The organism is Streptomyces sp. NPDC001270 (genome assembly GCF_042896695.1).
GTDB lineage: Bacteria > Actinomycetota > Actinomycetes > Streptomycetales > Streptomycetaceae > Streptomyces.
Genome location: NZ_JBIAXM010000018.1, coordinates 163058 through 182689, shown reverse-complemented (window position 1 = coordinate 182689; position 19632 = coordinate 163058). Strand labels below are relative to the sequence as shown.

General features: G+C 69.7%; 14 protein-coding genes and 5 pseudogenes. 14 read left to right on the top strand and 5 right to left on the bottom strand.

The window, feature by feature from the left end:
* Positions 1–558: 558 nt before the first annotated feature.
* On the top strand, positions 559–1695 hold the full coding sequence (locus ACFY2B_RS28550) for a PQQ-dependent sugar dehydrogenase (RefSeq protein ID WP_390765926.1): 1137 nt from the start codon (positions 559–561) through the stop codon (positions 1693–1695).
* Between the two features lie 199 nt (positions 1696–1894).
* Here ACFY2B_RS28550 and ACFY2B_RS28545 read toward each other — a convergent pair whose 3' ends face one another.
* The gene (locus ACFY2B_RS28545; protein ID WP_390765925.1) at positions 1895–3655 is read right to left on the bottom strand and encodes an MOSC domain-containing protein; all 1761 of its coding nucleotides are present in this window, start codon (positions 3653–3655) and stop codon (positions 1895–1897) included.
* Between the two features lie 1224 nt (positions 3656–4879).
* Here ACFY2B_RS28545 and ACFY2B_RS28540 point away from each other — a divergent pair.
* Positions 4880–6052: an amidohydrolase family protein gene (locus tag ACFY2B_RS28540; RefSeq protein ID WP_390765924.1), complete on the top strand. Its 1173-nt coding sequence runs from the start codon at positions 4880–4882 to the stop codon at positions 6050–6052.
* Between the two features lie 200 nt (positions 6053–6252).
* Entirely contained in the window at positions 6253–6846 is a 594-nt protein-coding gene (locus tag ACFY2B_RS28535) for a TetR/AcrR family transcriptional regulator (protein ID WP_390765923.1), read from the top strand.
* A gap of 63 nt (positions 6847–6909) precedes the next feature.
* Here ACFY2B_RS28535 and ACFY2B_RS28530 read toward each other — a convergent pair.
* A pseudogene (locus ACFY2B_RS28530) lies at positions 6910–7081 on the bottom strand (IS5/IS1182 family transposase); the annotation flags it as partial.
* Positions 7082–7238: 157 nt separating this feature from the next.
* Here ACFY2B_RS28530 and ACFY2B_RS28525 point away from each other — a divergent pair.
* Together ACFY2B_RS28525 and ACFY2B_RS28520 are read left to right on the top strand one after the other, a co-directional pair.
* Positions 7239–8451 (top strand): annotated as a pseudogene (locus ACFY2B_RS28525) (IS3 family transposase).
* Positions 8452–8942: 491 nt separating this feature from the next.
* Positions 8943–9685 (top strand): annotated as a pseudogene (locus ACFY2B_RS28520) (dienelactone hydrolase family protein).
* Between the two features lie 216 nt (positions 9686–9901).
* On the opposite strand, the gene ACFY2B_RS28515 reads toward ACFY2B_RS28520, so the two are convergent.
* Positions 9902–10519 (bottom strand): class I SAM-dependent methyltransferase, encoded by a 618-nt coding sequence (locus ACFY2B_RS28515; RefSeq protein ID WP_390765922.1) that lies wholly within the window; start codon positions 10517–10519, stop codon positions 9902–9904.
* A 130-nt stretch (positions 10520–10649) separates the two neighbouring features.
* The gene (locus ACFY2B_RS28510; RefSeq protein ID WP_390765921.1) at positions 10650–11240 is read right to left on the bottom strand and encodes a TetR/AcrR family transcriptional regulator; all 591 of its coding nucleotides are present in this window, start codon (positions 11238–11240) and stop codon (positions 10650–10652) included.
* A 100-nt stretch (positions 11241–11340) separates the two neighbouring features.
* On the opposite strand from ACFY2B_RS28510, the gene ACFY2B_RS28505 reads away from it, so the two are divergent.
* The gene (locus tag ACFY2B_RS28505; RefSeq protein WP_390765920.1) at positions 11341–12030 is read left to right on the top strand and encodes a nitroreductase family protein; all 690 of its coding nucleotides are present in this window, start codon (positions 11341–11343) and stop codon (positions 12028–12030) included.
* Positions 12031–12373: 343 nt separating this feature from the next.
* Positions 12374–13042: a response regulator gene (locus tag ACFY2B_RS28500; RefSeq protein ID WP_390765919.1), complete on the top strand. Its 669-nt coding sequence runs from the start codon at positions 12374–12376 to the stop codon at positions 13040–13042.
* Positions 13043–13449: 407 nt separating this feature from the next.
* Here ACFY2B_RS28500 and ACFY2B_RS28495 read toward each other — a convergent pair whose 3' ends face one another.
* Positions 13450–14685: a DUF418 domain-containing protein gene (locus ACFY2B_RS28495; RefSeq protein ID WP_390765918.1), complete on the bottom strand. Its 1236-nt coding sequence runs from the start codon at positions 14683–14685 to the stop codon at positions 13450–13452.
* 278 nt (positions 14686–14963) lie between these two features.
* Between ACFY2B_RS28495 and ACFY2B_RS28490 the strand changes: the two genes are divergently transcribed.
* The 7 genes and pseudogenes from ACFY2B_RS28490 (at position 14964) to ACFY2B_RS28460 (ending at position 19563) form a co-directional block, all read left to right on the top strand.
* The gene (locus ACFY2B_RS28490; protein WP_390765942.1) at positions 14964–16064 is read left to right on the top strand and encodes a sensor histidine kinase; all 1101 of its coding nucleotides are present in this window, start codon (positions 14964–14966) and stop codon (positions 16062–16064) included.
* A 138-nt stretch (positions 16065–16202) separates the two neighbouring features.
* On the top strand, positions 16203–17372 hold the full coding sequence (locus ACFY2B_RS28485) for a flavin monoamine oxidase family protein (RefSeq protein WP_390765917.1): 1170 nt from the start codon (positions 16203–16205) through the stop codon (positions 17370–17372).
* Between the two features lie 16 nt (positions 17373–17388).
* A pseudogene (locus ACFY2B_RS28480) lies at positions 17389–17655 on the top strand ((2Fe-2S)-binding protein); the annotation flags it as partial.
* A gap of 13 nt (positions 17656–17668) precedes the next feature.
* Positions 17669–17844 (top strand): annotated as a pseudogene (locus tag ACFY2B_RS28475) (xanthine dehydrogenase family protein subunit M); the annotation flags it as partial.
* A gap of 51 nt (positions 17845–17895) precedes the next feature.
* On the top strand, positions 17896–18528 hold the full coding sequence (locus tag ACFY2B_RS28470) for an FAD-dependent oxidoreductase (RefSeq protein ID WP_390765941.1): 633 nt from the start codon (positions 17896–17898) through the stop codon (positions 18526–18528).
* Positions 18452–18991: an FAD-dependent oxidoreductase gene (locus ACFY2B_RS28465; protein WP_390765916.1), complete on the top strand. Its 540-nt coding sequence runs from the start codon at positions 18452–18454 to the stop codon at positions 18989–18991. Before ACFY2B_RS28470 ends, ACFY2B_RS28465 begins: the two co-directional genes overlap by 77 nt.
* A gap of 98 nt (positions 18992–19089) precedes the next feature.
* Positions 19090–19563, top strand: a complete 474-nt coding sequence (locus tag ACFY2B_RS28460; protein WP_390765915.1) for a hypothetical protein — start codon at positions 19090–19092, stop codon at positions 19561–19563.
* Positions 19564–19632: the final 69 nt, after the last annotated feature.

Below are 19632 nucleotides of genomic sequence, written 5' to 3'. Positions count from 1 at the left end.
CCGTCGCGCCGATCCCGATGACTGTCAATCCCCCGATCCGGGCCCTGAAGTTGATCCGCCCTCCGCCGGAAGCACCTCGCCCACCGGCACGAGCGCATCGGGCCGAATGGGCGGGAGACTCAACGTGAGGGTGTGGCAGGCCGAGGGCTCGCCTCCGGATCCGGTGGAGGCGGGCCTCGCTGGACATGGTGGTGTCGTGGTGTGACCGGAAGGGGCGCGCGACGGCCAGGGCGCCGGCGGGAGATCCGGGTGATAGCCGGGAGCATCCGAGGTATCCGGCGGAACTGGCCTCACCGTATCCGGACCGGTTTTCCGCCGTGGCGGCCCAGCGGTACAAGGCGCCGGGAATCGAGCGCGACGGGGCGCGGCGGAAAGCAGAACGGCGGGAGTTGGCTGAAGTCATGGTCTATACCAAGCATCGCTGTCCCAGTATTCTCATCCGTGGCCAGTAGCACACCATCCCCCACCCAGGTTGCGTGCTGGCGCGGGCGAACACCCCCTGAACCTGCCCAAGCAGCCGGGTGACCTTCCCCGTTCACCGCATCCAGGAGGATCACGGTGAAAGTTCGCACCAGAAGCTCAGCGATCGTCGGCACCGTCTGCCTCGTCGCTTCCCTCGCCTTCACCACGGCGTCCGCCGACGAGTCCGCCGCCCCGCGTCAGGCAGCGAAGGTCGCGCTCACGGAAGTGGCCACGGCCCAGAATCCATCCGCCGGCACCGCCGGACCCGGTGGCACGGTCTGGTTAGCCGAACGCGCGGGCACCGTAAGGGTTTTGAGCGCCCATGGGCTCGGCAAGCCGGTCCTCGACATATCCAGCGAGACCACCACGGACGGCGAACGCGGCCTGCTGGGCATCGCGTTCGACAAGGGGTTCGCGCACTTCTACATCTCGTTCACGAACCTCGAAGGCACCAGCACCGTGGACGAGTTCGCCGTGCGGCAAGGCAAGATCCAGCCGGGCACCCGACGCACCGTGCTCACCCAGACGCAGCCCTACTCGAACCACAACGGCGGCGACATCAAGTTCGGCCCCGACGGCTACCTCTACATAGCGCTCGGCGACGGAGGTTCGGGAGGTGACCCGCACGGCAACGGGCAGAACCTCGGCACGCTGCTCGGCAAGCTCCTGCGGATCGACCCGCGTGGCGGCAAGCCGTACGCGATCCCGCCGGACAACCCGTTCGTGGGCGACCCGAACGCGAAGGGCGAGATCTGGGCGTACGGGCTGCGCAACCCGTGGCGGTTCTCCTTCGACGCGGGCACCGGCGACCTGCTGATCGGTGATGTCGGCCAGAGCGATTGGGAGGAGATCGACTGGGCCCCGGCAGACAGCAAGGGCGGCGAGAACTACGGCTGGTCCCAGATGGAGGGCAACCATCCCTTCCGGGGCGGCACGGAGCCCGCGAACCATGTGCCGCCGATCCACGAGTACGACCGCAGCGGTCTGGGCTGCTCGGTGACCGGCGGATACGTCTATCGAGGCAAGGCGATCCCGGGCCTCAAGGGCCAGTACGTGTTCAGCGACTACTGCGACGGCACCCTCCGCTCACTGCAGATCGAGAACGGCAAGGTGACCGGAGTGAACGATCTCGGCGTCAACGGCGGCGAGATCGTCTCGTTCGTGCAGGGCGGCAACGGCGAGCTGTACATGCTCGACCTCGGTGGCAGCGTCTCCCGTATCGACCCGGCGTAACGACTCGAACCCGGCGGGCCCCGACCCGAACATGGCCTTGAGTGCGCGGAACTGACTCAGCGTCGTCCGGCAAGGTGGCCGGACGACAGGTCTTGCACGTGAGGAGCGTTCAGGTTCTCGGGCCGGGGCAGCCGGACTTCCGCACGCCGTCAGTGACCCTCAACTACCCGAGTTTCACTACTTGTTCGACAGACACGGGTTAGAGGTCGAGGACGACTTCGGTGGTCGGTGTGCTGCAGCAGACGAGGACCGTGTGCGGCCCGGGCAGTTCGAGGGGCGGGGTGGTGTAGGTGACGTCGCCGGTGACGAGGGGGGTGATACAGGTGTGGCAGACGCCGGTGCGGCAGGACCAGCGGGTGGGGATGTCGCAGGCTTCGGCGAGGTCGAGGAGCGAGGAGTGGTCGGGGGACCACGGGGTGGCGATACCGCTGCGGGCGAAGGTGACGAGAGGGCCGGTGCCGGTGGGGCCGGGGGGCTGGTGCGGCCGGACCGAGGCGGTGGGCGTGATGCCGGGGTTGATGGGGGACAGAGCGCTGAACTGCTCGGTGTGGATCCGCTCGGGGCGCAGACCGCGCTCGCGCAGGAACCGGCCGAGGTCGTCCATGAAGGTGGGCGGTCCGCACAGGTAGGCGTCGGCGTCGGCGGGGATGCCCAGGGCGGCGAGTGATCGCGCGGTCGGGCGGCCCCGGGTGACGTGGTGCTTCCCGGGAGGCGGTGATTCGGAGGTGTAATAGATGTGCTCGTGGCCGTCGGGGAGGTGCGCGAGGAGGCCGTGGGCCTCGTCCGCGAAGACGTGGCCGGCGCGGTCGTGGGCCGTGTGTATCCACCAGACGGGGCGTGGGTCCCGCGCCGCGGCGAGCTGGTGGAGCATGCCGAGCACCGGGGTGGCACCGATCCCCGCGGAGATGAGGACGACAGGGCGGGTGCCTTCTTGGAGTACGAACGTTCCGCGGGGGCTGGCGATGTCCACGAGGTCCCCGGGGTGAAGCCGGTCGTGGATGTAACCGCTGGCTTTCCCGTGCGGCTCGTGCTTCACGCTGATCCGGTAGGTGCCGGCCGTCGGCGCGGAGGACAGGGAGTAGGTGCGCACCGTGGGGGCGGTGTCGTCCACGGGGAGGCGGATGGAAAGGTACTGGCCCGGGCGGGCCTCGGGGAGCGGCGTGCCGTCGGTGGTGTCGAGGTAGACCGAGAGGACGCTGGGTGTCTCGGGGACGATGCGGGCGACGCGCATGGTCCTGAAGCCCGGCCATCCCGGCTCCTCCCCGGGCTGCCGGCAGCCGGCCCGCTCGCCCGGCCATCCCGGTTCCTGACCGGGGTTCTGGGAGGCCGCGAGTTCGCGGAAGGACTGCTGCCATCCGGGGCTGAGGGCGGGTATGTTCAGTGCTTTGCGCAGCTTCGCGGGATCGCGGTCGGGAAGGTAGAGCAGCGCGTCGGTGTCGGCGACGCTGAGTTCCTGCGGGCCTCTGCGGGTGAGGGTGATCTCGTTGCCGGCCTGGACGCAGCCCTCGGTGATCACCCGCAGGTAGAAACCCGGGCGGTGGTGGGCGACGAGGAGGGAGGCCATGGTGGGTTCGCCCAGGCGCATGCCGACCCGGTAGCAGGTGACGCGCGGCTGGGTGACCTCGAACTCGGCTCCGCCGATGCGGTACCGGTCGCCGATGCACACCTCGTCGTCGGGCAGGCCGTCGACGGTGAAGTTCTCCCCGAAGCTCCCGAACGTCAGGTCATCGCGACCGAGGTGCTCTTTCCAGTACTGGTAGGACTCCACCTGGTAGACGAGGACGGCGCGGATTTCGCCACCGTGCCCGGCCAGGTCCCCCTGACCGTCTCCGTCGACGTTCAGCCGCCGCACCATTCGAGGGCCGTGGACAGGGGATTTCCACACCCCGGTGTGGACGGTCTTTCCCTGCCAGGGGACGTCCTTGGGCATTCCCACGTTGAGGGACAGCAATGTCGCCATGGTGGATCTCCCTGCAGGTGGTCGGCCGAGCACGGCCCCTCGGAGCGCCGTGATGCGTACGCGTGGGCGCGATCCTGGTGCGATTTCCGGTGCTGGTGATTCCGTCACCATCAACGGTGGTGCATGTGCGGAGATTCTTCGAACGGAGGACCGGTGCGTCGGGCCCTCCCGCTCCGTTTCCGGACGCACCCGCGTCCGCGGCGGGTGCGCTCGCCGGTGGCGGGAGACAGGTCAGCACCGCTCTACCGTGCGCGGGACTGGGACCCAGCCTGACTACTGAGGGTAGCGAACCTGACACTCTTCGACTGTGACCGGTCTTGGCGACGGAGCGGGCCGTTGGCTGAGTACGGCCCGCGGTGAGCCGGCCGGTTTGGCGCAAGGCGGCCTACCTCATGACTGGGGCGTGGGCATGGAAGGGCGCCCACACGGTTGAGCGTCGGCGCATCTCCTCACTCCTCGGCGGACCCGCCGGCCTCCAACCATGAGAACCATCATTCTCGTAGTGCCACGGTTCGAGGGGATCGACAGGTCCCTCTCCGTCGAAATCGGGCGCAGACGGCGTTTTGTGCCGGCCGGCTCGGTACAGCTCCTGACGGAACTCGGTGATCCCGTCGGCGGGGGCTCCGTCCACTGGGTCCACATCGTGCGTCGCGCGTGCTTCCTTTCACAGGATGCCGAGCACTCTCCCGGGACCACCAATAAGGAAACCAGCGGTTTCCAAAATTGCTACGCTGGTGGGACGAGGTCGGGTGCCGTACGCGCCTGCGGCCGAGCGGAGACTGGGCACGGGGCCGCGCGGTCGTCCGTCTTGTCCGATCGCCATCGCAGACTCGGACGCTGACACTTTGCAGACTTGGAGGGCATGTGGTGGCAATTCGTCCCAGCGTCGGGCAACTGCTCGAACTGTGTGCTCCTGAGCGCCCAGCATCACTGTCAGCCCGATCTACGCGAATCAGGCCGGAAAGCGAGGGCACTTTCTGTGGCTGCTGCTCGGGCGGGGCAGCGCGGTACGCGCCGATCGCTGTCTTGCCATGCGCGTGGTGGTGAGGGCCTTCCCCGATGAGACCTGCGTCGCCGCGGTGCTCACAGGACGGAAATGGCGTGTTCCTGACGAGGCGCGAGAGCGGGCCGCAGTAAGCGCGGCGGCGGTGCAGGTCGTGGCCGGCAGCAGTCGGCTACCAACGCCAAGAACCAACGGGAAGGTGGTGTCGCATGACCCGGACTGTGTTCACGGGCGGCGAGGTCTTCGACGGAACAGGCAGTGCTCCCGAGCGCGCCGACGTGCTGGTCGAGGATGGTCGGATCATCGCGGTGGGCAGCGGGTTGGACGGCGACTCATCGGTGGACTGCGCCGGCAGGACAGTCCTACCGGGTCTGTTCGACGCACATGTGCACGTCGCGATGAGTACACACATATCGATGAGCAAGAAGCAGACCGACCCGTTCTCGTACCACTTCTTCGAGTCTGCGGTGAACCTGCGGAAGACACTCGCGCTGGGCATCACCACGGTGCGCGACGCGGGCGGGGCTGACCTCGGCGTCAAACGAGCGGTCGAGGACGGGCTGATCCCCGGTCCGCGTATGCGGATCTCCATCGGCGCCCTCAGCCAGACGGGCGGCCACGGTGACTTCGGCAACTTCTCGTACCCGGGCTGCCCGGCCACAGTCGTGGACGGGCCGGAGGAGGTGCGCAAGGCCGCGCGCGAACTACTCAAGGCGGGAGCCGACCAGCTCCAGGTGTGCACCACCGGCGGAGTGCTCTCGCCCGGCGACGATCCGCGCCATTCCCATTTCACTCCGGAAGAGCTGGACGTACTCGCCAGAGAGGCGAGCATGCAGGGCTCCTACGTGATGGCGCATGCCCAGGGCACCCAGGGCAACAAGAACGCGATCCGCGCGGGCGTGCGCTCCATTGAGCACGGCACCCTGCTCGACGACGAGGTCATCGAGATGATGCTTGAGGCCGGAACCTGGCTCGTACCCACGCTCTCCGCGCCGGTCAACATCGTGCGTGCCTTCGACGCAGGCGCCGACATGCCGGACACAGTCATCCGCAAGGCCAGGGATCTGCTCGACATCCACATGGAGGCAACCCACAAGGCTGCCGCGGCCGGCATCAAGATCGCCATGGGCACCGATGCCGGTGTCGGCCCGCACGGCAGCAACCTGGAAGAGTTCGCGCTCATGGTTGAGTGCGGCATGACGCCGACGCAATCGCTCGTGGTCGGCACCACCAGCGCCGCCGAATTGCTCAGGTTCGACCACGAGCTCGGCCGGATCGCCGAGGGCTACCGTGCAGACCTCGTCCTGCTGGACGGCGGGATCAACGACCTCAGCGATCTGGCCGACCGGGTCCGCGAGGTCTGGAAGGACGGACAGAGGGGCAGCGCAGCCTAGCCTCGCCATCCGACTGACGGTCTGCCAACGGTTTTGGCAGACCGTCACGAAGGTTCGAGGCTAGGGGCTGGTGGTCGTCGCCTCCCTTGCGCCAGATCACAACGCACGTATTCGAGCGGTGGTCCTGGCATGGCCCGGTAACGCCTGCGCGTATGCTGACTCGGCCAGCGCTGAGTCAGCCGACCCGAGGACCCGCACGCATGCCCGACAAGCCGCCCGCAGCGCGCCGGGGCCGCCCTCTGGACCTCGACGCGCGACAGCGCTGCCTCGAACTCGCCGCCGGCGCCCTGCAGGAGCGCGGTTACGCGGGCCTGACCATGAACGAGCTCGCCCGACAAGCCGGGGTGTCCAAGAAGTCCCTGTACACCTGGTGGCCGAACAAAGCAGCCATTGTCGTGGAAGCCCTCGTCGCCATGGCGGAGATGCCACCACTCCCGGACCTCGGAAACACCGAGGCGGAGCTTCGCGCGTTGTTCGCCATCATCCGCCGAACCGCCAGTACCAGCGAGCTCCCGCTGGCCGTGACCGCCCTGAACGATCCCGCAAGCCGCACCGCGGTCTCCCGCACCTACATCGAGCGCCTGGTCGGAGCACGCCGTGAACTCTCACGTGCCCTGGTGCAGCGCGGCGTCGACCGAGGGGATCTGCCCGCCGGAACCGACATCGACACGCTTTTGGACATGTGGAACGGCCTCGCCGCCTATCGTCTCTTGCGCGGAGTCGCGTTGCCGGACCACGTTGTGGATCAGCTGATCGTCATGGCGCTGAACGGGAACGTTCCCCTCCTTCCCTGACTGCTGGCATTGCACAACCACGCCGAGGCCCGGCTCGTCGTCGCCCTCGGTGCCTTCCGGCATGCGGTTGCCCGGCAGCGGTCCGGCCCATCCCGGCGACCAGACGGGTGTCGGCGTCGATGACGACCTGACGGCTGGTCGAGTATCGGTAGTTCTTGGACTGCTCGGCGACTTTGTGATCACGGGTGGGGACCAGGGTGCCGTCCACGATGAGCACCGTGCCCTTGGAGAATCGGCGCTGTGTTTCACATGCTCGGATGGGTCCGCCAGTACCACGACGAGCCGCACTCGATTCTCGAAGGACAAACGCCACGGACGACTGAGCTGTACTGAGTTTTGTGGAGTTCCTGATGCCAGGGTTACGGTCCTGGCGAAGGAGACCCACCAGCACCATGGCAGCACCCCGCAAATACCCCGACGAGCTCCGCGAGCGCGCGATCCGTGAGGTCCGCGCCACCGGCCGCCCCATCGCGCACGTTGCGAAGGACCTGGGCATCCGCAAGGAGGCCCTGCGTGGCTGGGTCCGCCAGGCCGGGGCCGGCCGCGGCGAGCGTGACGACCGGCTGACCACCGCCGAGCAGGACGGGCTCAGACAACTCCGCAAAGAGGTAGCGGAGTTGAGGCGGGCGAACGAGATCCTCAAAGCCGCCTCGGTGTTTTTCGCCCAGGAGATCGGCCGTCCCCGGACGAGGCCGAGCAGGTGATCGACCACCTGCGCGACATGGGCCTCGGGGTCGGTCTCCCCCAGAGGGGACACCCCCAGTCTGCCGGGTTCTGGACCTGTCGCCGTCGACGTACTTCGCCCGCAAGAGGCGGCCGAAGTCGGCCCGCCGGCTCCGTGACGAGGTACTGATGCCGCTGATCGAGGAGGCTCACGCCACCTCGGGCGGCACGTATGGGGCCCGTCGGATCACCCGCGCGCTTCGGCGCAAGGGCCACGAGGTGGCCCGCTGCACCGTCGAGCGCCTGATGGCCGGGCTGGGCCTGAAGGGCGTCATCCGTGGCCGGCGGCGGCGCACCACGGTTCCCGAACCGTCGGCGCCCCGTCCGCCGGACCTGGTCGACCGTGACTTCACCGCGAGCCGGCCCGACCAACTGTAGGTCGCCGACATGACGTATGTCCGTACCTGGTCCGGCTGGGCATACGTGGCGTTCGTCCTGGACGTGTACTCCCGGATGACCGTCGGCTGGCAGGTCGCGAACCACATGCGGACCGAACTCCCGCTGGACGCACTGGAGACGGCGCTGCGGAGACGGAGGATCAGGAAGGACTCCGGCCTCATTCACCACAGCGACCGCGGGTCGCAATACGTATCAATTCGGTTTACCGGCCGGCTCGCCGGCATCGGCGCCTCAGCCTCCGTCGGTTCGGTCGCGGACAGCTATGACAACGCGATGGCGGAGGCCCTGAACGGCACCTTCAAGGCCGAGCTGATCGAGATGCAGGGCCCCTGGAAAGACGTCGACCAGGCCGAACGGGCCATCTTCCAATGGAACGCCTGGTACAACGAAGAGCGCCTCCACTCCGCTCTCGACTACGTGCCGCCTGCCGAGTACGAGGCAACCTTCTGGCGGGGCGACGAGCAAGCGCCTCAGTCCGCCTGAAGCAAGATCACCGGACTCTACGAAACTCGGGGCAGCTCACCTGATCGCGCACTCGCGGGCTCTGATGGCCGCGTACCCGGGCGGATGGAACACGGATGGAGCGGGACGGCATCGCGCAGAGTACGGCTGTGCTCGAAACCGGAGTCGGCGCCGCGGCCCGGGAGTTCGGGAAGCCGCGCCCTGGCCTTGGGCCATGTACTCGAAGCCGCCCACGGACGGAACTCGCCGCCCCGGTCGGCAAATTGACCGGACCAGGAGGACTGCTCGCCGGGGTTCCGTCCTGCGGGCGCCGTCGACCACCGGCACGATCGCGCCGGTCACCGTCGAAGTCGGCCCTTCGCCAAGCAGTGACACGACCCACGCCCCGCCCCGCGGCCGAGCGGGGTCGCCACGTCATGGCGTGTGCCCACCCCCACGGCCCCACACCCACACTGTTCTGCCGACGGTGAAGACCGGCCCGCCCGGACTCGGACATCACTACAGTCCAGCTCATGACGACGGTCACCACACGCACGGTCGCCTACCCGGCCGACGGCCTGACGATGATCGGGCACCTCGTGCTCCCGCCGGTGTCGACCGCCGGCCCGCGGTCCTGATCGGGCCCGAGGGGCCAGGTCTGAACGACTTCCAGCGCCGCCGGGCCGACGCCCTCGCCGAACTGGGGTACGTGGCGCTGGCCTTCGACCTCCACGGCGGACGCTGGTTCACCGACCCACAGGAGATGCTGGCCCGCGTGACCCCTCTGCTCGCCGACCCCGACCGGATGCGGGGTATCGGCCACGCGGCACTCGACGTGCTGCGTGCCGAACCGCGGACCGACCCCGACCGGATCGCCGCTGTCGGCTACGGCACCGGAGGCGCCATCGCGCTGGAGCTCGGACGCGCTGGCGTCGGCCTGCGCGTGATCGGGACCATCAACGCACTGACCACGGGCCGACCGGGCGAGGCGGCACGCATCCGTTGCCCCGTGTGGGCCGGGGTCGGATCGGAGGACCCGATCATGCCCGCCGAGCAACGGGACGCCTTCGCGGCCGAGATGCAGGCCGCGGGGGTCGACTGGCGCCTCGTGGTCTACGGCGGGGCCCTGCACGCCTTCCACCACCCGACGGTCGATCAGACCGTGTTCCCTGGCGTCGGCCACCACCCGCAGCACGCGCGGCGAGCCTGGCGCGACATCATCGGCCTGCTCGCCGAGTGCCTGCCCGTATCAGGGAATCTCCCGACGGCGGCATAGGTGGATGGGATGAGCGGGGTGATGTCCTTCCTGCGCGATGCGGTGATCTCGGGATCGCCGGTCAGGATGTCCTCGGTGGTCCGCCAGAGCCGGGGCAGGAACCGGATGACGTCTTCGGCCCGGTGCGGAAGATCGCCGCTGGAGGTGATCGCCAGGTCGGCAACGGCTGCCGGAACACCGCGCTCACCGGCGTACGCACCCGCCCCGACCTCCCCGTCACCGTGATGCCGGCCAGGCAGATCCGGCACACACCGGGTGAGGTCGCAGCACGAAGCACCGCAGACCGCCGGGCTCCAAGTCGTACCAACAGCCGCTCCCCCACCCCCCGGTCAGGGCACCGACACCCTCCTCCGTCAGCCCGATATGCCGCCGCTCCCGGGGTAGCCGCTCCGCCAACGGCGTCGTCACCAGGCACACGCCTTCCGGCGTCAGCAGGCGACGGACCCGCTCGGCGGCAGCCGACTGGTCCGCCATGAACGCGTAGACGAGCCGCATCGTCACCAGGTCGAAGGTTCCCACCGGGAGGGCTGCCTCGACGGCCTGGTCGTCCTCGAAGTCCAGGTGCAGCGTGTGAAGGCCGGGGAGGAGGCCGGCGTAGCGATCACGGACCGCGGCAACCGACGACTCGGCCCAGTCCACAGCGAGCGTGTCGTACCCGAGCCCGGTGAGCTGCGCCGCATACCCACCCAGCCCGCATCCGACATCGAGCGCCCGCTGCCCTCGCCGCGGCTGGGCATGGTCGGCCACGAGCCGCATCTCTACGGGATCGGCCGGCCGGAACCCCGTCCCCGCGGCGAAGACCTGATCCCAGTGCCCGACACCGATGAGAGCCACGGACGGTTCCTTTGAAAGACGATCGCGTCGGACCCGGCCACGTCCCGGCCGGTGAATCATCACGGGATGGCGGGCAGCCTGCGGGCTGCGTGTCGGCGGCGGACGCCGTTCACCGCTGACGTCCTGCGCGTCAGCTCGTGGCTCGCAGAGCATGGTCCAGAAGGAGTTCTGCTGCCGCCCGCGCGTGTCGTCCGTAGTCCGGGTCGCCCAGCACCATGGCGCGGCTGGCGGCCCCGTCCGCGAGGGTGACCAGTTGCTCGGCGAGTACGGCGGGCTCGCGGCACGCCAGCTCCGTCACCAGGACGGTGACCAGCCGCACCATCAGCAATTTCTGTTCGCGGGCGTAGGAGTGGACCGCACTCTGCGGGTCGGGGAACTCGGCGGCGGCGTCGATGAACGGACACCCGCGTACCGGCGCCGCATCCGGCGCGGGCTGGACGAACAGTCCGAGGATCCGCTCCCGTGCGGGGATGTCCTCGCGGGTAAGCACGCTCTCCAGGGTGTGACCTGCCGAGGCGAGGTCTTGCAGATGCGCGATGACCAGGTCGCTCTTGGTCCGGAAGTGCGCGTAGAGGGTGCGCTTGGACACCGGTGCCTGCTCCGCCACCTGCTCCATGCCTGTTGCGTTGATGCTCTGGGCCGCGAACAGCCGGGCGGCGGCCAGGATGCGTTCGCGCCCTCCTCGTCCGGGCCGTCGAGATGCTGTAGTCGCCGTACTCACGAGGCAAGTATACGCATTCGTTTACTTCTGAGGGGATGACTTGCTACGGTCGACCCCCATAAGTAAACGAAGCCGTTTACATGACCTTGAGGGGCGTCATATGAGCAGGCTGCCGTCCACCGATCTGACCGACTACGCGGAGCAGCTGATCCGCAACCGCCACGCGACGCGCTCGTTCCGTCCGGAGGCCGTGCCCGAGGACACCATGCGCGCGATCTTCTCTCTGGCCGGCGCCGCGCCGTCCAGCTCCAACGCCCAGCCGTGGCGGGTCGAGGTGGTCAGCGGCGCCAGGCGCGAGCGCCTGGCGGATGCCTTGCAGGCGGCCCATGCGGAACAGCGCACCTCGGTCGACGTCCCGTACTCCGAGGGCATGTACGCACCCGTCCACCGGGAGCGGCGGGCGGCGTTCGGAGCCGACCTGTACGGAGCGCTGCGTATCGCTCCCGACGATCACCTGGCCCGCGCGGCCTACGTCGCCGAGAGCCTGCGCTTCTACGGCGCACCCCATGTCGCGTTCCTGTTCGTCACCGGCGACGGCGGGGTACGACTGGCCGCCGACGTCGGCGCCTACATGCAGACGCTGCTCCTCGCCATGGCCGCATACGGAGTGGCCAGTTGCCCGCAGGGCCTGCTCAGCTTCTACGCCGACACCGTCCGCACCGAACTCGGCGTGACCGGGGGAAAGCTGCTTGTGGGCATCTCCTTCGGCTACGCCGACGAGAGCGCGCCGGTGAACCGCGTCACGACCGAGCGGGCCGCTCTCGAAACAACCACCGCCTTCCACGCTTGAGGGCCGTGGTCCGGTTCAGCGAGTGAACCAAAGGGAGGCGCCCGCGGTGTGGGGTCCGTGCTCGGAGGCCAGGTCGGACAGTTCGCGGCGGCGGCCCTCAGCGAGGCCGGCCCGGCCGCCGAGCGGGCATTCCCTGAGACGAACCGGTGACGAGTCACGCCTCGGCCCGGTACAGCCCCGGCGGTCCCCGGTGGCCCATCGGCGGTCTCCCTTCCCCTTTTGGTCCCCCGGCTGGCTGGAGGGGCCCCGCCTACTGGCTGCCGCGCACCGTACGGTCACTGCCTCGTGTCCTGGGGCCATAGCCTTACGGGGACATCTCTCTGCAAGGTACGGAGGAACACCTGTGATCCGCGTAGTGGTCGTGGACGACGAGGCGCTTGTGCGGTCCGGGTTCGAGCTGATCCTCAACGCCGCTGACGACGTCGAGGTCGTCGCGACGGCGGTCGGCGCCGACGCGGTCGGCACGGTGCGCAAGGCATGCCCGGACGTCGTGCTGCTCGACATCCGTATGCCCGACGTCGACGGGCTCACCGTGCTGCGTGCCGTGCAGGCCCTGCCCGCCCCGCCGGTGGTCGCCATGCTGACCACGTTCGACACCGACGAATACGTACTGACGGCGCTGCGGTCCGGCGCGGCCGGGTTCCTGCTCAAGGACACCGATCCCGCGCAGTTGGCACAGCTCGTGCGTACCCTCGCGGCGGGCGGTGTGGTCATGTCACCCAGGGCGTCCCACGCGGTGCTGCGTGGTCACCCCGCGCTGGACACAGCCGCCGATGAGGACGTGGCCCGGATGGGCCGTCTCACGGGGCGCGAGCGCGACGTGCTGGTGCTGATCGCGGAGGGCCTGTCGAACGGGGAGATCGGCACCCGTATCCATCTGAGTGTGGGCACCGTCAAGGACCACGTCAGCGCGATCCTGAGCAAATTGCGGGTCGGCAGCCGCGTTCAGGCCGCGCTCCTGGCTCAACGGGCCGGGCTGCTGGAACCGGGCGGTGGCCGAGGCGGGCACTGACCCGCTGGAAGATGCCCCCTCGACGCCATCGGCACGGTGCCGGTGGCGTCGACGGTTTTCGACGTCCAGTGGAACCGGGACACGCAGGACATCGGCAGCGTCACGGACCGGATCGTCGCCGCCCTCGCCACAACGGCAGACCGAGGCCGAAGCCGACACCGAGGAGCCCGCGAGCCGCCCCCGGCGCCGGCACGCCCGTCCGTCACCTCACGGCGACGAGTCCGGCGTCATCCTCACCACCACCCTGTGTCCCCGCCTCCCCCGCTTCCGCTGCCCGGCTCGCGCGCCACGGCCTTGATCGGCATCGCCGAGCGCGCCGCGCTTCTGCGGGATTCCGTACGGCCCGCCCGGTACCCGACGGCGGATTCCGCGTCGTCCGCGGGTTTCCGCCCCGCACCGAGCGGGTGTCACCGGATGAGTTCGGCCGGCTTGGTGGCCAGGCCCAGCAGCCACTCCAGCGGGCCGCGTCGGAACAAGCGTGACCAGAGCATGGCGAAGACGGCCATCGCCACGACGAAGGCGAGGAGTACGTACAGCGGGGAGCCCGGCAGTTCCTCGATGCCCAGCATGCCGATGGCGATCACGTGCAGGACGTACGCGGTCAGTGACATCGAGCCGACCGCGATCACCGGGCGGGCGAGGCGGCGAAAGCGGGGGAAGGCGTCGACGGCGGCGAGGCAGCCGGCGAGGACGATGATCGCCACACCGGTGTTGGCCAGGATCGACAGGGTCGTCTCGCTGTGCGGAGAGGCCACCAGCAGGGTCCGCGGGGTGCCGACGACGGGGTACCCCCACGTGTCGGACCACCAGGCCGAGGCGACCGGGCCGCCCTCGGCGCCGTCCGACCAGGCGATCGCCGACATCGCGCCGGGAACCATGTGCAGCGCGAGCCAGGAGCCCCCATGGCCGAGCACGGCAAGGCCGAGGCCGGTGATCGCCAGGCGGATGCGGACCGCGGTGGCAGCCAGGTCGAGGCGGGCCACGGCCATGCCGGCGATGACGAAGGGAAGCCAGGCGAGGGCCGGGTAGCCGCCGGTGAAGAGGAGCGAGAGGATGCCGTCGGCACCGGCGGGCCAGGTCCAGATGCCGCCGGGCTCACGCGTGGCCAGGACATGCTGGACGGCGTAGAGGAGCTGGGGCAAGAGCAGCGCGCCCACACTCGCGATGACCATGAGCGGGCCTGCGCTCAACCGGTGCAACGGCAGGACGAGCAGGAAGAACAAGCCGTAGAACGCGAGGATCACCTCTACCGGGGTGCCGTAGAGCGTGAGCGCGGTGCCCACGGCCAGCAGTACCAGGGCCCGGATGACGATCTTGGCGACCGCCTGTCGGCCCGCGCGGCCCGATTTCGGGGTACGGCGGCCGGTGATCAGCATGATCGAGAAGCCGGCCAGGAAGGCGAACAGGGCGGAGGCGCGGCCGTGGCTGAGTTCCATGAGGAAGCCGGTCGTGCCGCCCTGGGCGGGGTCCGGTCCGACGTGTGCCGCGTACATGCCGAAGACCGCGAGGCCGCGGGCCAGGTCCACGCCGATCAGGCGTCCCGTGGAGGGCCGCTCGGTGTGCCGGCTCTCCGTTGCTCCAACGGGTTCCGGGCGGGCGCACGCCGCGATGGCGGACGTTGTCTCGTAAGCGTTCTGGCTCATGTCTCCACGCTGGGCAGGAGCCGGGACCGTGCATATCCGCCAGTCGTCCGGTTCTCCCCGCCACTTGGTTCGGGATCGCCCCCCGGCCGACGGTATGCCGCACCGCTCGGCCTGCTCGACAGGCTACAACATACGGTGGGAGCAGGCGTGCGGCCACAGACGCACTGCCGTGAGAGCGAGGCGGAACAGACGTGATCCGTGCCATGGGCGGCATGCGCCTGTCCACGCCCCGCGCGGAGCCGGGGCGATGGATCGCCCGCCGGCCGCGGTGGGTGCGGATTCCGGCCCCGGTCGTCGACGGCCTGGTCGTCGTGGTCGCCGCCGCGGATGTCGCGGTGAACCTGTGGGACGCGCACACACCCGTGACCACTGAGCTGGTGGCCGCGCTCGCCTGTGCCGTGCTCGTGGTCCGTCGGCGTCTCCCGCTCGCGGTGTTCCTGCTGACCCTGCCCGCGAGCCTGATGCTGGGCATCGTGTTCGCCCCGTTCGCGGCCCTGTTCACGCTGGCCGAACGGTCCCGCAACCGGTACCTGCTCGCCGTGTGCGCCCTGCTGTTCGCCGCTGCCTCCGCCGCGCCCTGGCCGTTGGACGGCAGCGAGTGGGACGGCCGTGCCTGGACAACGGTCTACTTCTGCTACACCCTCGCCACCGCGGCCGCCCCGGTCCTGTTGGGCCAACTCGTCCAGGCCCGCCGCGATCTGGGCCGCCGCCTGGCCGAGATCGAGGAGGCCCGCGAACACGAGCGCCTGCTCCACGCCCAGGCAGTCCTGGCCCGCGAACGCGCCCAGCTCGCCCGGGAGATGCACGACGTCGTCTCCCACCAGGTCAGCCTGATCGCCGTGCAGGCAGGCGCCCTCCAGGTCGCGGCGAAGGAGCCGGCCGCCCAGGACGGTGCCCGCACCATCCGCTCCCTGAGCGTGGACACCCTCAACGAGCTGCGCCACATGGTCACCCTGCTGCGCGCGTCCGGGGGCCACGCCACCGAACTCACCCCGCAGCCGACCCTGGCCGACCTGCACCGGCTCGTCGCGAGCAGCGGCATCGAGACCGAGCTGACCGGGGAACTGCCCCCGGACGTCAGCACACCTGCGCAGCGTGCCGTCTACCGCACCGTGCAGGAAGCCCTCACCAACGTCCGCAAACACGCCCCCGGCGCCACGGCCACCGTCCGCCTGTGGCACGCCCCGGACGCGTACGGCGTGACCGTCACCAACACGCCCCCGACCCGCCCGTCGCTCTCCTTGCCCGGCTCCCGTCATGGCCTGATCGGCCTGAGGGAACGCGCCGAACTCCTTGACGGCACCCTCGAATCCGCACGTACTCCCCAAGGCGGCTACGAGGTATGCCTGCGCATTCAGAACGGCGCTGTCGCACCCTGACGAGTGGCACGTCCAGCCGACCGGCGGGTGGCCGACCGCTGGCCGGGGGATGCCGGACGCCGTGCCGGAGCGGACATCGTGAATCGTGCGCAACTCACTGCGCGTACACACGATTCACGGAGGGAAGGCACAGGCAGCATGCACCACGCCAGTCCCCGCATCGGCCGTCGCGGCCTCCTCGCCACAGCCGCCGCGGGCCTCGTGACCGCTTCCCTCGCCTCCTGCGCGGCGAAGGAACGCCCGGCCGGCGCAGCGGCACCGAGCGGTACCCGGACGGGCTCGGCGGGCGAACCCGATGTCGTGGTCATCGGCGCCGGAGTCGCCGGGCTGACATGTGCCCGGCACCTCGCGGACGCCGGGAAGAAGGTCGTCGTGGTGGAGGCCCGGGGTCGGATCGGCGGCCGGATGTGGACCGACCGGACCGGGATGTCCATCCCGGTCGAGCGCGGTTGTGAGCTGGTGCACGGGCCGGAGGTCTCGACCTGGGAGGTGATCCGCCGTCGGCGCATCAAGACCCACGCGCTGACCGAGAACCTCTCCCGCTCCCGGCGCGGCGGTCCGTGGAGCCGGAGCAGGGACTTCGAGCCCGACTTCCGCGTCATCGGCGGATGCGACCAGGTCCTCGTCCCGCTCGCCCGAGCCCTGTCGATCGAACTCAACACCGTGGCGCGGCGCGTGGAGTACTCCGGGACCGGGGTCGTCGTCCACGCCGAACGACACGGGCGCGCGGTGACCTACCGGGCCCGTGCCGCGGTGGTGGCCCTGCCGGTCGCCGTTCTGGCCGCCGACACCGTCGAGTTCTCCCCCGCGCTGCCCGCCTCCAAGACGGAAGCCCTCAAGGCCGTCCCACCGACCCCGGTGTCCAAGGTCCTCATGGAGTTCGACCGGCGGGTGCTCCCGGAGCATGCCGACACCGTCGACAGCCCCGGCCTGCCGTCGTTCCTGTGGAACGCCTCCAAGGGCGTGCCCGGCTACTCGGGCGAGGTGGTGGTCTGCTGGGCGGACGGCGAGCAGGCCGAGGAACTGTTGGCCATGCCCGCCGTACAGCGGCATCGCCGAGTCCTGGACACCGTCCGGGACATCGCCGGCGACCGCAGGCTCGAACCCGTCAAGGTCAGCGAGCACGAATGGGCCAAGGACCCCTTTGCGCGCGCGGCCTACTCCGACGACACACCGGGCGAACAGCAGATCTACCAGCCGGTCGGCAACACCCTGTTCTGGGCCGGCGTCATCACCAATCAGGTCGACTACTCCTACACCAGCGGCAAGGAGACCGCCGCCGAACTGCTGACGCAGGTCGGCGCCTGACCGGCGGCACCGTTCGCGAAGGGAAGGGGCCGAGGTCACCACCATCGAGGGCCTGGCCGACGGCGAGCGGCTCCACCCGCTCCAGCAGGCGTTCATCGATCAGGACGCCTTCCAGTGCGGCTACTGCACGCCCGGCCGGATCCTGTCCGGCGTGGGCTGCCTTCAGTAGGGGCACACCGGCTCACCGGAGGAGATCCGGGAGGGGATGAGCGGCACCATCTGCCGCTGCGGCTGCTACGTGAAGATCGTGCGCGCGGTCGAGCGGGCCGCGGGCCGGACGTGAGGTGCGGCCCGCCGTGCATCCCTTCTGCTACCGCAAGGTCACCGATGTCCAGGAGGCGCTCGACGCGGGCCGCCGCAGTGGCCGCCACATCGCCGGCGGCTCCACGCTGGTCGACCTGATGCGGGAGACCGTCGAGCGCCCGAGACCCTGGTCGACATCGCGGCTCTGCCGCTGTGCGAGATCGGGATTCCCGACCCGGTTCACTGTCTGAGGACGTCGTGGTCCACCGATCCGTACGCCTTGTGTTCCTACTCCTACCTCGCCCCGAGCGAACTGGGGACCCGGGTGCGCCCCCTGCTGGCAGAGCCGGTGCAGCGGCTGCACTTCGCCGGCGAGGCCGCCTCCTCGGAGGCGCCCGCCACGGCACACGGCGCGCTGGAGAGCGGGCTGCGCACCGCGCAGGAGATCCTCGACTCCGGTGCGGCATCGGTCGTGGTCATCGGTTCCGGGTTCGCCGGAACCGCCTGTACGCGCAAGCTCGCTGCCAACGGCGTGGACGTGACGGTGCTGGAGGCCCGCGACCGCGTCGGCGGACGCATCTGGACCGAACACATCGGCGGCGTACCGGCCGAGTCGGGTGCGTCCTGGATCCACGGTCACAAGCAGAACCCGATGACCGATCTGCTCGACGCGACCGGCGACCACCGCTATCCGTTCGACTACGACGACGTCGCCGGACGCGACGAGGCCGCCCTCGACCGGATGGAGAAGTACCAGGACAAAGTCCTGGGACGTCGTGGATCCCTGCACCACGCCGGTGTCCGCGGTGTTCCCGATGCCGCTGCCGCCGGGCCTGATGTACGCGACCAACCTGACCTGCTCGATCGAGTTCGGGGCCGACATCGATCAGCTCGCGGCCTACGCGGACGATGAAGGCCGCGAGATGCTCGGCGGCGACCTGCTGCTGCCCGACGGCTACAACCGGCTGCTGGACCGTCTGCGCTGCGACATCGAGGTCCGCACCGGCACCGTGGTGACCGCCGTCCGCCAGGACGCCGACGGGGTCGGCGTCACCCTCCGCTCTGGCGAGACCGCGCGGGCCGGCCGGGTCGTGCTCACCGTTCCCATAGGCGTACTCAAAGCAGCCTCGATCGGCTTCGACCCGCCGCTCCCGCAGACCAAGAAGCAGACGATCGACGCACTGGGCGCCGCACTGCTGGACAAACCGTGGCTCGAATTCCCCAAGGTGTTCTGGGACAAGGACGTCCACGTCATCGAGTTCCACGACCCGCGCAAGCCCGGCCGTTGGTCCATGTGGGTCAACGGCTACAAGGTCTTCGGCAAACCCGTCCTGCTCGGCTTCAACGGCGATGTCCGTGGCGCGCTGGGTCAGTGAGTTCACCGGTCTCGGGCGGGCTCCTGGTGCGCCCTGGTCGACGAGGCGCAGGAGCTGTGGGCCTGGTCTGTCGGATGCGACCAGTAGCCTCGGCCACCATGGGCATTGAGATCACTGCAGTGGTGAGTTACCCGATCAACGACGAGATGGAGAGGGTGCTCGGGTTGGCCGAGGCGGTCGGCGAGCCCGTCACTGTCACGTTCATCTGGGAGCGGCGCGCACAGGCGGAACGCGCGGTACTGGTGCCCGCGGCCACGCTGGCGCTCTGGGAGCATTGGGCCCCCACCGCCTACCCGACGAGTGACGCCGAGGACGAGGACCAGGCCGCGGCGGAGGAGCCGGAACTGGCCCACCCGACGGAATTCGGCGCGTTCACGCTCCTTCGTCGTCGCGTGGGAGGGCGTACGGCGGTTGCGCGCGAAGGCGTGGTGGTCGCCGAACTCCTGGACCCCGACGAGGCGCACTGGCTCCAGGAGAAGGCCCGCAATGTCCGCCAGGGCTTCATGGATCCGAAGCAGAAGGCGGCGTTCGAGGAGTTCCTTGCCCGGCAGGCATCCGTGGGTGAGCAGTGAGGCCCGGGAACGGATTCCCCTGCCGCCCGGCCGTCCGGGTCGGGACCCGGACGGCCGGGATCGCCATCG